The 13,867-nt window shown below is 68.3% G+C and carries 10 protein-coding genes; 4 read left to right on the top strand and 6 right to left on the bottom strand.

The features are described from left to right. Together QZ258_RS01635 and QZ258_RS01630 are read right to left on the bottom strand one after the other, a co-directional pair. The coding region (locus QZ258_RS01635) for a DEAD/DEAH box helicase (protein WP_294178419.1) at positions 1-1,374 on the bottom strand (1,374 nt) is incomplete at its 3' end. A gap of 207 nt (positions 1,375-1,581) precedes the next feature. Next, positions 1,582-2,046, bottom strand: coding sequence for a hypothetical protein (locus QZ258_RS01630; protein ID WP_294178417.1), 465 nt, complete (start codon positions 2,044-2,046; stop codon positions 1,582-1,584). A 71-nt stretch (positions 2,047-2,117) separates the two neighbouring features. Between QZ258_RS01630 and QZ258_RS01625 the strand changes: the two genes are divergently transcribed. Together QZ258_RS01625 and QZ258_RS01620 are read left to right on the top strand one after the other, a co-directional pair. Next, on the top strand, positions 2,118-2,624 hold the full coding sequence (locus QZ258_RS01625) for a hypothetical protein (RefSeq protein WP_294178415.1): 507 nt from the start codon (positions 2,118-2,120) through the stop codon (positions 2,622-2,624). A gap of 84 nt (positions 2,625-2,708) precedes the next feature. Next, complete coding sequence (locus tag QZ258_RS01620; RefSeq protein WP_294178413.1) at positions 2,709-3,014, top strand: DUF427 domain-containing protein; 306 nt, start codon at positions 2,709-2,711, stop codon at positions 3,012-3,014. A gap of 19 nt (positions 3,015-3,033) precedes the next feature. Here the strand turns inward: QZ258_RS01620 and QZ258_RS01615 are convergent, their stop codons facing one another. The 4 genes from QZ258_RS01615 to QZ258_RS01600 are packed head-to-tail and all read right to left on the bottom strand — an operon-like array spanning position 3,034 to position 6,189. Further along, positions 3,034-3,621: a CGNR zinc finger domain-containing protein gene (locus QZ258_RS01615; protein ID WP_294178412.1), complete on the bottom strand. Its 588-nt coding sequence runs from the start codon at positions 3,619-3,621 to the stop codon at positions 3,034-3,036. A gap of 39 nt (positions 3,622-3,660) precedes the next feature. Continuing rightward, positions 3,661-4,116, bottom strand: a complete 456-nt coding sequence (locus tag QZ258_RS01610; protein ID WP_294178411.1) for a SprT-like domain-containing protein — start codon at positions 4,114-4,116, stop codon at positions 3,661-3,663. Positions 4,117-4,118: 2 nt separating this feature from the next. Next, complete coding sequence (locus tag QZ258_RS01605; protein WP_294178410.1) at positions 4,119-5,309, bottom strand: sorbosone dehydrogenase family protein; 1,191 nt, start codon at positions 5,307-5,309, stop codon at positions 4,119-4,121. Positions 5,310-5,334: 25 nt separating this feature from the next. Further along, positions 5,335-6,189 (bottom strand): spermidine synthase, encoded by an 855-nt coding sequence (locus QZ258_RS01600; protein ID WP_294178409.1) that lies wholly within the window; start codon positions 6,187-6,189, stop codon positions 5,335-5,337. Positions 6,190-6,445: 256 nt separating this feature from the next. Here QZ258_RS01600 and rpoB point away from each other — a divergent pair, with 256 nt between their 5' ends. Together rpoB and QZ258_RS01590 are read left to right on the top strand one after the other, a co-directional pair. Then, positions 6,446-9,940 (top strand): DNA-directed RNA polymerase subunit beta, encoded by a 3,495-nt coding sequence (rpoB, locus tag QZ258_RS01595; RefSeq protein ID WP_294178405.1) that lies wholly within the window; start codon positions 6,446-6,448, stop codon positions 9,938-9,940. Positions 9,941-9,989: 49 nt separating this feature from the next. Continuing rightward, positions 9,990-13,862: a DNA-directed RNA polymerase subunit beta' gene (locus QZ258_RS01590; RefSeq protein WP_294178402.1), complete on the top strand. Its 3,873-nt coding sequence runs from the start codon at positions 9,990-9,992 to the stop codon at positions 13,860-13,862. The last annotated feature ends 5 nt before the right edge of the window (positions 13,863-13,867 follow it).

Below are 13,867 nucleotides of genomic sequence, written 5' to 3'. Positions count from 1 at the left end.
GCCGCGCCCCGAGCCTGCGGCGCCGCCGGCAGCGGCGGCCGTGCGGCCTGCGCCCTGCGAACGACGTCCCTGACCCGCACCGCGGGAGGGCTGTCCCTGGCCGTCGCGCGCCGCGCGCTTGCGCTGCGCGTTGGCGCCCTGCGACCGTCCGCCGCCGTTGCCGCGCGCGGGCTGCACCGCGCGGGGGGCCGGCTTCACGTAGGCCGCGACCTCACCGACCAGCTCGCGCACGGGGGCCGAGTCGGCCGACACGCGCTGCGTCGCCGCCGCGATCTTGGCCTTGCGCAGCAGCTGCGCGAGGTCTTTCTCCTGCGCGGGCAGAACGACCGTGACGACATCGCCCGACGAGCCGGCGCGCGCCGTGCGACCGCTGCGGTGCAGGTACGCCTTGTGCTCCATCGGCGGGTCGACGTGCACGACGAGTTCGACGTCATCCACGTGCACGCCGCGGGCCGCGACATCCGTCGCGACGAGCACGCGGGCGGTGCCATCCGAGAACGCCGCGAGGTTGCGGTCGCGCGCGGGCTGGCTCAGGTTGCCGTGCAGGTCGACCGCGGGGATGCCCTCGGCGGTCAGCTGGATGGCGAGCTTCTTCGCGTGGTGCTTCGTGCGCATGAAGAGGATCCGGCGGCCGGTGCCCGACGCGAGCGCGCGCACGAGTTCCTTCTTCGACTCGACGTCGGCCGTCGCGAAGATGTGGTGCGTCATGTCGGCAACGGGCGAGTTCGCCTCGTCGACGGAGTGCATGACCGGCGAGGTCAAGAACCGCGAGACGAGCTTGTCGACGCCGTTGTCGAGCGTCGCGCTGAACAGCAGGCGCTGGCCGTCGCTCGGGGTGGCGTTCATGATGCGGGTGACGCCGGGCAGGAAGCCCAGGTCGGCCATGTGGTCGGCCTCGTCGAGCACGGTGATCTCCACCGCGTCGAGCTTCGCGAAGCCCTGCTTCATGAGGTCTTCGAGGCGCCCGGGGCAGGCCACGACGATGTCGACGCCCGAGTTGAGCGCCTGCACCTGACGGTTCTGCGACACGCCTCCGAAGATGGTCGTCGTCGTCAGGCCGTAGGCCTTGGCGAGCGGCTCCAGGGTGGCGTTGATCTGGGTCGCGAGTTCGCGGGTGGGCGCGAGCACGAGGCCGAGCGGGCGGCCGGGGCGCCGAGCCCCGCCGGCGAGTCGCGTGCCGAGGCGCGCGACCATGGGAATCGAGAAGGCGAGGGTCTTGCCCGAGCCGGTCTTGCCGCGACCGAGCACGTCGCGTCCGGCGAGCGTGTCGGGCAGGGTGTCGGCCTGGATCGGGAAGGGCTCCGTCTTGCCGGCGGCGGACAGCGCCTCGACGAGCGGATACGGCACGCCGAGCGTGCTGAAGGTGGTGGACACAGTGGTCCCTTTCATATGCATGCGGATTGAGTAGGCGCAGAGCGCCGTATCGAAATCCTGGAGGGCGAGCGTGACGGTGGCCACGTCGATTCGCCGTAAGAAGATGTCAGCCGGGCCTCGGGGTGATCCGAGCGGCGAGGGATGCGTTCTCCGACGCAAGAAGCGCGAGATCGCGCTGCAAGTGGTCTCAGGCTAGCAGACGGCGGCTCAGAGCCTCGAGAACAGTCGTCGCAGGCGCGCCGCGCGCCACTGCCACATGATCCACATCCCGATCCAGAGCACCGGCGTCACCAGACCCGCGCTGATGTCGAGGCGATCGCGGTAGAGCGTGCGGCCGTCGGGGAGCGCGGAGACGGCCATCCGGTGGCGCCAGCGCGTGATGACCGACAGCGGGCCGGTGAGCGGGCGCCCGGAGTCTTCGATGATGTGGGCGCCGCCGCGCTCGGAGTAGGAGATCACGATCTTCTGCTCTCCGAGCGGAATGATCCCCATCAGGGTGCTGAGCGCGACCCGCGCCTCGCCTTCGGGCCAGCGCTCGGGAAAGATCGTGGGGTCGACGGGCACCATCTCGATGATCGGTGCGTAGATTTCGGCGAAGCTTGCGGGCGAGCGCAAGGCATCCCAGGCGGCATCGGTGGGGCAGTCGACCTCGAGGCGAAGTTGGACGCGCATGCTCCTAGTCTCCGCCTTGTGGGCTCCGATGGCGATACGCGGATGCGGCGCGGGCCGCTACTCTCGCTGTCATGAACGCCCCGACGCCCGACCCGCACGGCCAATCCAGCTATCAGGTGCGCTTCGACTGGGGGCGCGCTGGCGCCGCCGTGATCGCGCGCGAGGTCGAGGCGATCGTCTGGGTCGACGAGCTGGGCGCCGGTCCGGTTCCCGAGTTCGAGCCGGGCCCGGCGGTCGCCGTCGCGACGCTCGCCTCGGCGGAGTCTCTCGGCGCCTGGGCGCTCGCGCGGCAGGAGGCGCTCGGGGGCCGCTTTCGCATCGCCGTCGTCGCGGCCGGGGCGACGCGCGCCGATGGCTCCCCGCGTTTCGCCGTCGAAGACCTCTTCGCCGCTGGTGCCGTGATCGACGCGCTCGCCGAGGTCGGCATTGACCACAATTCTCCGGAGGCGGCCGCCGCGGCCGCCGCGTACACGGGCCTGCGACGCGCGATGCGTCACCTGGTGAGCGCCTCGGTGAGCGCGCGCGAGGGTCAGCACCCGACCCTCGCCGAGTCGACGGTCGTCGTTCTTCGGGAATGATGAGGCCGGGGCCGGGGTTGTAGGAGGAACATCGCGGCGGCGTTTGCCGGACCGTGGTGCGGACCACAACACACGGGAGAACTCATGCCGAAGGCCGTCCTCAACGGAACCGTTATCGCCGAAGCCGACGCCTCGGAGGTGCTGCACATCGAAGGCAACACCTACTTTCCGCCGTCGAGCGTCAAGAGCGAGTTCCTCGAGAAGAGCCCGACGCTCTACACCTGCGCGTGGAAGGGCGACTGCCAGTACTTCTCCGTCAAGGACGGCGACCAGTTGCTGCAGGACCGCGCGTTCAGCTACCCCACGCCGCACGCGAGCGCGTTCGACCGCGTCGGCGCCGACTTCTCGAACTATGTGGCCTTCTGGAAGGAAGTCCAGGTCATCGACTAGTCGCGGAGTGCGGCGCGGGCTAACGGGCCGCGCGCGCCCGCTCGCGGTGAGCGCGCACCTTGGCGCGATTCCCGCAGCGCTGCATCGAGCACCAGCGACGCGACTGCGTGCGCGACTCGTCGCGGAACACCAGGTCGCAGTCGGCAGCGCCGCAGCGCCGGAGGGCCGCCGGGTCGCCGCTGAACACGTCGATCGCATCCCGCGCGAGCCAGGAGAGCGCCTGCCCGATGCGGATGCGCGTCGCCCCCGCCTGCCGCCCGCCGCCTGCGAGCCGCGGCGGAAGGTCGGGCGTGGCGGCGACCAGGTTGATCACGTCGATGTCGTCGGACTCGGGCGAGGCTCCCGCCTGACGGGCCTCGGCGAGACGCGCGATCGCGCGCGCCAGCGTCCGCGCGTCGAGCAGGTCGCGGTCGGTCGCGTCGTCGGCGGCGAGCCGCGGCACGCGCTCCGCAAGCCAGCTTCCGAGGCTCGTCGCGGTCTCCACCGGCGCGGCCGACCGAGCACCCGGGAGCGTGCCGAGGGCGTACGCGAAGTCGAGGCATTCCGCTCCGGCCTCGAAGTGCCACGAGGCGCCGTCGGGGGTGGTCACGAGTTGGCCGGTCGACATGTAACCAGTATGGATGGTTGCCCGCTGGTGCGACGTCCGCTACGCGGCGCGCGGCGCCCACTGGATGCGGTGTCGCGCGTCGAACCGCCGGGAGCACTGCGCGCAGGAGGTCACGCGCTTCGGGCGCCGGTAGCGGTAGTGCTGATGCCCGGCCGGGCAGACGCCCACCCAGGGCGCCAGCTCGGTGGCGACCGGACCGTGGTGAACCCGGCCACCGACGTACCCGAGGTCGGCGGCGATGGCCTTCCATGCCGGTCCGTGACCAGCGCCCGGACCGGCGAGGGCGTGTGCGACCTCGTGCAGCAGGGTCTGGTGCACCTCGTCGTCGTCGGATCGTTCGGCGATGAGGCGCGACACGGTGATGCGGTGCTTGCCGAAGTCGCAGGCCCCAGCCCGGGTGCGGGCGCGATCAAAGGCGAAGCTCCACACGGTCGGGTCCAGATGCAGGCGGATGAGGGCTTCGGCCCAGGTGCGCACGCGTTCGAGTTCCGCCACCGTTAGCCCTCTCCGAGCGGCCGCAGGGCCGCCTCCACCAGTCGATCGTCGCCGGGCCGCGCGTCTCCGCGCCCGTCGGTGTTGTTGGTCACGAACCACAGCGCGCCGTCCGGCCCCGCGGCGACGTCGCGGATGCGGCCGAACTCGCCGACGAAGTAGGCCTCGATCTCGACCGTTTCCGCGGTGGGATCCGGGGTGATGCCCCAGACGCGTTCGCCGCGCAGCGACGCGAGAAAGAAGGTGCCGCCGACGTAGGCGAGGCCGCTCGGGCTCGCCTCCGAGGTGGCCCACTGCGCGACGGGATCGACGAATCCGTCCTGGCCGCCAGCGCCTTCCACGACCGGCCAGCCGTAGTTCGCGCCCGCGGTGATGCGATTCAGTTCGTCCCAGGTGTTCTGGCCGAACTCGGCGGCCCAGAGCTGCCCGTCGGCGTCCCAGGCGATGCCCTGCGGATTCCGGTGCCCGAGCGAGTAGACGACCGAGCCAGCGAACGGGTTGTCGCTCGGCGCCGCGCCGTCGGGGGTCATCCGCAGAATCTTGCCGGCCAGGCTTGTCGGATCCTGCGCCGCGTCGCGGTCGCCGGCGTCGCCCGCCGTGGCGTAGAGCATGCCGTCGGGGCCGAAGGCGATGCGCCCTCCGTTGTGGTTGCCCGCCTTCGGGATGCCCGCGACGACGAGTTCCGGTGCGCCGAGAGCCAGGCTCTCACCCGTGCCGGTCACCGCGAGGCGCACGATGCGGTTGTCGTCGGCGGCCGTCAGATAGGCATAGAGCCAGCGTTCGCCCGCCGCCTCGAGTGGCGCGAGCCCCAGGAGTCCGCCCTCGCCCGCGGGGGCCGCCGCGTCGACCGTGGTCACGGTCGCGAGCGCGCCGCTCTCGCCCACCCGCACGATGCGTGCCGTGTCGCGTTCACTGAGCACGACCGTGCCGTCGTCGAATTGCGCGATCGACCACGGTGCCGCAAGCCCGGTCGCGACGTCGCGCACCTCCCCGCTCGGCTCGACGCCGGGGGCCGCCGCCGCGCTCGGCGATGCCGACGGCGATGAGGACGCGGTCGGGGTCACCGGGGCCTCGGCGACGCATCCGCTGAGCGCGACGGCAAGCGCGACAGGCAGCGCGACCGCGCCCGTGAGCGTCATCGCGGCACCCGCCGGGGTGCCCGACGTGCGTCGCACCGTCGTCGAACCTCGAAGCATGATCCGAGGCTACGCCGGGGGTCCGTCAGGCGCCGCCGCGCGGTGCAAAGACGCTCTTGTTCGGGGCGGGGGAGGGAATGGCGGTCTGGTCGGTCACGATCGCCGCCCCGGCGACCCAGTCCCGCAGGGCGCGCCCGTGCACGAGCGCCGCCGGATGCGGCCCGCCCGCCAGCAGCCGCGGCATCCAGTCCAACGGCAACTCGCCCTTCGACGCGACCAGCACGAAATTGCCGAAGCGTCGCCCGCGTAGCACCGCCGACTCCGCGAGCACGGCGACATCCGCGTAGGCGACGCCGAGCGTCGCGGCCTGCCCGCGCGCGAACGCGCCGCCGGCCCCGTCCGCCGCGTTCACCAGCAGCACCCCGTCGGGGCCGAGCAGGGCGGCGCACTCCTGGTAGAACTCGAGGCTCGTCACGTGCGCCGGGATGCGCGCCCCGCCGAACACATCGACCACGAGCAGGTCGACCGCACCGTGCAACCCCGCGGGGAGCTTGCCGAGCACCTCCCGGGCATCGCCGTAGCGCATCCGGATCGAGGCGCCGCGCGGGAACGGCAGCGCCTCGCGCACCAGTTCGATCAGCTCCGGTTCCAGCTCGACGACCTGCTGCCGCGATCCGGGCCTCGTCGCCTCGACATAGCGCGGCAGGGTCAGCGCGCCCGCGCCGAGGTGCACCGCCGTCAGCGGACCGCTCGGCAACTGGTCGATCACGTGACCCATCCGGCGCACGTACTCATAGAAGAGGTGCGTCGGATCACCCAGATCGACGTGCGACTGCGGCGTGCCGTCGACCACGAGTTCGAACGAGCCGGGCACGTGACGATCGGCGCGCACCTCCGCATGGAGGCCGCTGCGCAACGAGCGGGAGGGCTCGGAATCCACCGTTTCAGACTGCCTTTCCGCGCGCTTATAGACCCATTCTCAGATCAAGTCAAGGAATTACTGGACATGTCGCGGAGCTGGGACATATAGTTGACCTTTGCGCTCCCACACTCTCACGCCGTCATATTGCGGTCGGCTGGCGCGCCCGGAGAGAGACCCCGAGTATAGCGGCGGGGTTATTGATTCATGGGCATGGGGCGTTCTCTCCACTACCGACACAGAATGAGACTCTTTCGTCTCACGGAGGTTGTTTTCCTTGGTTGCTGCGCGCTCCGCATCCAGTAAGAAGTCCCTCAAGAACGGCCGCACCGCATCGCGGCTGTCTTTCGCCAAAATCACTGACACGCTGACGGTCCCCGACCTTCTCGCGCTGCAGACCGAGAGCTTTGACTGGCTCGTCGGCAACGACGCCTGGAAGGCGCGTTCGGCCGAGGCGAAGGCGGCGGGCAACGACTCGGTTCCCGAGACCACGGGCCTCGACGAGATCTTCGAAGAGATCTCGCCGATCGAAGACCTCGGTGAGACGATGCAGCTGTCGTTCTCTCAGCCCGAGCTCGAAGAGCCGAAGTACACGATCGACGAGTGCAAGGAGCGCGGCAAGACGTTCGCCGCGCCGCTCTACGTCAACGCCGAGTTCATGAACCACATGACGGGCGAGATCAAGACCCAGACGGTCTTCATGGGCGACTTCCCGCTCATGACCGAGCGCGGCACGTTCATCATCAACGGCACCGAGCGCGTCGTCGTCTCGCAGCTCGTCCGGAGCCCCGGCGTCTACTTCGAGCGCCAGATGGAGAAGACCTCCGACAAGGACATCTACTCCGCGCGCATCATCCCGAGCCGCGGTGCGTGGCTCGAGTTCGAGATCGACAAGCGCGATCAGGTCGGCGTCCGCATCGACCGCAAGCGCAAGCAGTCGGTCACCGTCTTCCTCAAGGCCCTCGGCCTCACGAGCGAAGAGATCCTCGAACACTTCGCCGGCTACGAGTCGATCGCCGCGACGCTCGAGAAGGACGCCATCCTCACCAAGGAGGAGGCGCTCAAGGACATCTACCGCAAGCTGCGTCCGGGCGAGCAGGTCGCCGCCGAGGCCGCGCGTGCGCTGCTCGACAACTTCTACTTCAACCCGAAGCGCTACGACCTGGCGAAGGTGGGTCGCTACAAGATCAACCGCAAGCTCGGAATCGACGCGGGCCTGCGCGACTCGGTGCTGTCGGTCGACGACATCATCGCGACGATCAAGTACCTCGTCGCGCTGCACGCCGAGCAGAAGACCCTGCCGGGCGTTCGCGACGGCAAGAAGGTCGACATCCGCCTCGACGTGGATGACATCGACCACTTCGGCAACCGCCGCATCCGCGCGGTCGGCGAGCTCATCCAGAACCAGGTCCGCACGGGCCTGTCGCGCATGGAGCGCGTCGTTCGCGAGCGCATGACCACGCAGGACATCGAGGCGATCACGCCGCAGACCCTGATCAACGTGCGCCCCGTCGTCGCCGCGATCAAGGAGTTCTTCGGAACCAGCCAGCTGTCGCAGTTCATGGACCAGAACAACCCGCTCGCGGGCCTGACGCACAAGCGGCGTCTCTCGGCCCTCGGCCCGGGTGGTCTGTCGCGTGAGCGCGCCGGCGTCGAGGTTCGTGACGTGCACCCCAGCCACTACGGCCGCATGTGCCCGATCGAGACCCCGGAAGGCCCGAACATCGGTCTGATCGGCTCGCTCGCATCCTTCGCGCGCATCAACTCGTTCGGGTTCATCGAGACCCCGTACCGCCGCGTCACCAAGGGCAAGGTCTCGACGACCATCGACTACCTCACCGCGAGTGAGGAAGACGAGTTCGTCGTCGCCCAGGCCAACGCGCCGCTCACCTCCGACTTCCGCTTCGCCGAGCCCAAGGTGCTCGTGCGGAAGAAGGGCGGAGAGGTCGAGCTCGTCGACGCGGAAGACGTCGACTACATGGATGTCTCGCCGCGCCAGATGGTGTCGGTCGCGACCTCGCTCATCCCCTTCCTCGAGCACGACGACGCGAACCGCGCCCTCATGGGGGCGAACATGCAGCGCCAGGCCGTGCCGCTGCTGCGTTCGGACTCGCCGTTCGTCGGCACCGGTATGGAGAACTATGCCGCGATCGATGCGGGCGACGTCGTCACCGCCGACAAGGCCGGTGTCGTCGCCGAGGTCAGCGCCGAGGTCGTCACGATCCAGCTCGATGAGGGCGGCACGCAGGACTACTACCTGCGCAAGTTCGACCGCTCGAACCAGGGCACCAGCTACAACCATCGGGTGATCGTGGACGAGGGCGAGCGCGTCGAGGTCGGCCAGGTCATCGCCGATGGCCCCGCGACCGAGAACGGCGAGCTCGCGCTCGGCAAGAACCTCCTCGTGGCGTTCATGCCGTGGGAGGGTCACAACTTCGAAGACGCGATCATCCTGAGCCAGAACCTGGTGAAGGACGACGTGCTCAGCTCGATTCACATCGAGGAGTACGAGGTCGACGCGCGCGACACGAAGCTCGGCAAGGAGGAGATCACTCGTGACCTCCCCAACGTCAGCCTCGACCTGCTCGCCGACCTCGACGAGCGCGGCATCATCCGCGTCGGCGCCGAGGTTCGCCCCGGCGACGTTCTCGTCGGCAAGGTCACGCCGAAGGGTGAGACCGAGCTCTCCGCCGAAGAGCGGCTGCTCCGTGCGATCTTCAACGAGAAGAGCCGCGAGGTGCGCGACACCTCGCTCAAGGTTCCTCACGGCGAGCAGGGCACGATCATCGGCGTCAAGGTGTTCGACGCGCAGGACGGCGACGACGAGCTCGGCTCGGGCGTCAACCAGCGCGTGGTCGTCTACATCGCCCAGAAGCGCAAGATCACCGAGGGCGACAAGCTCGCCGGCCGTCACGGCAACAAGGGCGTCATCGCCAAGATCCTGCCGGTCGAGGACATGCCGTTCCTCGCCGACGGAACGCCGGTCGACGTCGTGCTGAACCCGCTCGGCATCCCCGGTCGCATGAACTTCGGCCAGGTGCTGGAGACCCACCTCGGATGGGTTTCCAAGCAGGGCTGGAAGGTCGACGGATCGCCGAAGTGGGCCGAGAGCCTTCCGGCCGAGGCGCGCGAGGCGGCCCCGGGCACCAAGGTGGCGACGCCGGTGTTCGACGGCGCCTACGAGGCGGAGATCGAGGGGCTGCTCGACAGCACCCTTCCGAACCGCGACGGCGAGCGTCTGATCGACTCGAGCGGCAAGACCCGCCTGTTCGATGGCCGTTCGGGCGAGCCCTACCCGGCCCCGATCTCGGTCGGCTACATGTACATCCTGAAGCTGCACCACCTGGTGGACGACAAGATCCACGCCCGCAGCACCGGCCCGTACTCGATGATCACGCAGCAGCCGCTGGGTGGTAAGGCGCAGTTCGGTGGCCAGCGCTTCGGTGAGATGGAGGTGTGGGCCCTCGAGGCCTACGGCGCCGCGTACGCGTTGCAGGAGCTCCTGACGATCAAGTCCGACGACATCCTCGGCCGCGTGAAGGTCTACGAGGCGATCGTCAAGGGCGAGAACATCCAGGAGCCCGGCATCCCCGAGAGCTTCAAGGTCCTCATGAAGGAGATGCAGTCGCTGTGCCTGAACGTCGAGGTGCTCGCGGCCGACGGTTCCGTCATCAGCCTGAAGGACACGGACGACGAGGTCTTCCGTGCCGCCGAAGAGCTGGGCATCAACATCTCCACCCGCTTCGAATCTTCGTCGATCGACGAGATCTGATCCGGGCCCGTACACAGGTTTATAGAGAACTAGCGAGAGAGACACACACGTGATCGACGCAACTACTTTCGATCAGCTCCGCATCGGGCTCGCGACCAGCGCTGACATTCGCGCCTGGTCCTACGGCGAGGTCAAGAAGCCGGAGACGATCAACTACCGCACCCTCAAGCCCGAGAAGGACGGTCTGTTCGGTGAGCAGATCTTCGGACCCTCGCGCGACTGGGAGTGCTCGTGCGGCAAGTACAAGCGAGTCCGCTTCAAGGGCATCGTTTGTGAGCGCTGTGGCGTGGAGGTCACCAAGTCCTCCGTCCGCCGCGAGCGCATGGGCCACATCGAGCTCGCCGCTCCGGTGACGCACATCTGGTACTTCAAGGGTGTGCCCAGCCGCCTCGGCTACCTGCTCGACATGGCGCCGAAGGACCTCGAGAAGGTCATCTACTTCGCCGCCTACATGGTGATCTCGGTCGACGAGGAGGCACGTCACGCCGACATGCCTGGCCTCGAGAACGAGCTCCGCCTCGAGATCAAGCAGCTCGAGTCGCAGCGCGACTCGCGCATCGCCACGCGCCTGGCCACGCTCGAGACCGAGCTCGCCGCGCTCGAGGAGGAAGGCGCCAAGGCCGACCAGAAGCGCAAGGTCAAGGACGCCGCCGAGAAGGAGATGTCGCAGACCCGCAAGGGCTACGACGAGCAGATCAAGCAGCTCGAAGAGGTGTGGGAGCAGTTCCGCACCCTCAAGGTCGGCGACCTGAAGCCGGAGGACTCGGTCTTCCACGAGCTCCAGGACCGCTTCGGTCTCTACTTCGAGGCGTTCATGGGCGCCGAGTCGATCAAGAAGCGCCTCGAGTCCTTCGACCTCGCCGCCGAGAGCGAGACCCTCCACGAGGAGATCGCCAACGGCAAGGGCCAGAAGAAGATCCGCGCGATCAAGCGTCTGCGCGTGGTCAACTCGTTCCTGCAGACCGGCAACTCGCCGGCCGCGATGGTGCTCGACGTCGTTCCGGTGATCCCGCCGGAGCTGCGCCCGATGGTGCAGCTCGACGGTGGCCGCTTCGCGACCTCCGACCTGAACGACCTCTACCGTCGTGTGATCAACCGCAACAACCGTCTGCGTCGTCTGCTCGACCTCGGGGCGCCCGAGATCATCGTCAACAACGAGAAGCGGATGCTGCAGGAGGCCGTCGACGCCCTGTTCGACAACGGTCGTCGCGGTCGTCCCGTCACGGGCACCGGCAACCGCGCCCTCAAGTCCCTGAGCGACATGCTCAAGGGCAAGCAGGGCCGGTTCCGCCAGAACCTGCTCGGCAAGCGCGTCGACTACTCGGGCCGTTCGGTCATCATCGTCGGTCCGCAGCTCAAGCTGCACCAGTGCGGTCTGCCGAAGCAGATGGCGCTCGAGCTGTTCAAGCCGTTCGTCATCAAGCGCCTGATCGACCTGAGCCACGCGCAGAACATCAAGAGCGCCAAGCGCATGGTGGAGCGTTCGCGCCCGCAGGTGTGGGACGTGCTCGAGGAGATCATCCGCGAGCGCCCCGTGCTGCTGAACCGTGCGCCCACGCTGCACCGTCTCGGCATCCAGGCCTTCGAGCCTCAGCTCGTCGAGGGCAAGGCGATCCAGCTGCACCCGCTCGTCTGCACCGCGTTCAACGCGGACTTCGACGGTGACCAGATGGCCGTGCACCTGCCGCTCTCGGTCGAGGCCCAGGCCGAGGCTCGCATCCTGATGCTCGCCTCGAACAACATCCTGAAGCCGTCGGACGGCCGCCCGGTGACCCTGCCCAGCCAGGACATGATCATCGGTCTGCACCACCTGACGACCCTCAAGGAGGACGCGGTCGGTGCCGGTCGTGCCTTCTCGTCGGTCGCCGAGGCGATCCTCGCGATGGACCAGCACTCGCTCGACCTGAACGCGCCTGCGCGCATCCGACTCGAGAACGTGCACCTCGCCGACGCCCCGGAGGACTTCGTCCAGGGGTCGACGAAGCTCGTCGACACGACGCTGGGCCGTGCGCTCTTCAACGAGACGCTCCCGGCGGACTACCCGTACGTCGAGGCCGTCGCCGACAAGGGCAAGATCTCGGCGATCGTCAACGACCTCGCCGAGCGCTACCCGAAGGTGGAGGTGGCCGCGGCTCTTGACCGGATCAAGGATGCGGGCTTCCACTGGGCGACCCGCTCGGGCGTCACGGTGGCGCTGTCGGACATCCTCACTCCTGCCGAGAAGCCGGCGATCATCGCCAAGCACGAGAAGCAGGCCGCCAAGGTCCAGAACGACTTCGACCTCGGAAAGATCGAAGACGCCGACCGTCGTGCCGACCTGATCAAGATCTGGACGGAGGCGACCAAGGAGGTTGCCGACGCGATGCAGGCGGGCTTCCCGAAGGACAACAACATCTACCGGATGGTGTCCTCGGGTGCTCGTGGTAACTGGCTGCAGGTGCGCAACATCGCCGGTATCCGTGGTCTGGTGGCGAACCCGAAGGGTGAGACCATCCCGCGCCCGATCATCTCGTCGTACCGTGAAGGCCTCTCGGTCGCCGAGTACTTCATCGCGACGCACGGTGCTCGTAAGGGCCTCGCCGACACGGCGCTTCGTACCGCCGACTCGGGGTACCTCACGCGTCGTCTCGTCGACGTCTCGCAGGATGTCATCATCCGCGAAGACGACTGCGGGACCAGCAAGGGTCTCGAGCTGCCGATCGCGACGATGGTGGATGGCGTCCTCACGCGCGACGAGAACGTCGAGAACGCGGTGTACGCCCGGAGCCTCGCTGAGGATGCGGTCAACGCGAAGGGCACCGTCGTTGCGGCGGCCGGCTCCGACGTCGGCGACGTCCTCATCGAGTCGCTCATCGCGGCGGGGGTCGAGTCGATCAAGGTCCGCTCGGTCCTGACCTGCGAGTCCGCGGTTGGCGTGTGCGCGGCGTGCTACGGCCGTTCGCTCGCGACCGGCAAGCTCGTCGACATCGGTGAGGCCGTGGGCATCATCGCGGCCCAGTCGATCGGTGAGCCCGGAACTCAGCTCACGATGCGTACCTTCCACCAGGGCGGTAGTGCCGGTGCGGATGACATCACGCAGGGTCTGCCGCGTGTCACCGAGCTCTTCGAGGCTCGGACCCCGAAGGGTGCGAGCCCGATCGCGGAGACCGCCGGTCGCATCGTGATCGAGGACACCGACAAGCAGCGCCGCATCGTGCTCACGCCCGACAACGGCGACGAGCCGCAGGTGTACCCGGTGCTCAAGCGCGCGACGCTCCTCGTGGAGGACGGCCAGCACGTCGAGCTCGGCCAACAGTTCGTGGTCGGAAACCTCGACCCCAAGGAGGTGTTGCGCGTGCAGGGTGTTCGCGCCGTGCAGAAGCACCTTGTCGACGGGGTTCAGGGCGTGTACCGCTCGCAGGGTGTTCCGATTCACGACAAGCACATCGAGGTCATCGTGCGGCAGATGCTGCGCAAGGTCACGGTGGTCGAGCACGGTGACACCGAGTTGCTTCCGGGTGAGCTCGTTGACCGGTCGCGTTACAACACGATCAACCGGGCATCGCTCACCGAGGGCAAGAAGACGGCTTCGGCGCGTCAGGAGGTCATGGGGATCACCAAGGCCTCGCTCGCGACGGAGTCGTGGCTGTCGGCCGCGTCCTTCCAGGAGACGACCCGCGTTCTGACGCAGGCCGCCATGGAGGGCAAGTCCGACCCGCTGATGGGTCTCAAGGAGAATGTCATCATCGGTCAGCTGATCCCGGCCGGAACCGGGCTCAACCGCTACCGCAACGTGACGGTGGAGGCGACCGAGGAGGCGAAGGCGGAACGGTACCCGAACCGCATCTTCACCGATGACGCGTCGTTCAACGAGGCCGACTTGAGCTTCGTCGACTTCGACTCGTTCAGCTCCGACGACTTCACGCCGGGAACCTACAACTAGGTCTC

The sequence above is a fragment of the uncultured Schumannella sp. genome, from assembly GCF_905479755.1.
Classification (GTDB): Bacteria; Actinomycetota; Actinomycetes; order Actinomycetales; family Microbacteriaceae; genus DCRR01.
This window is presented reverse-complemented; position numbering and strand designations above follow the sequence as displayed.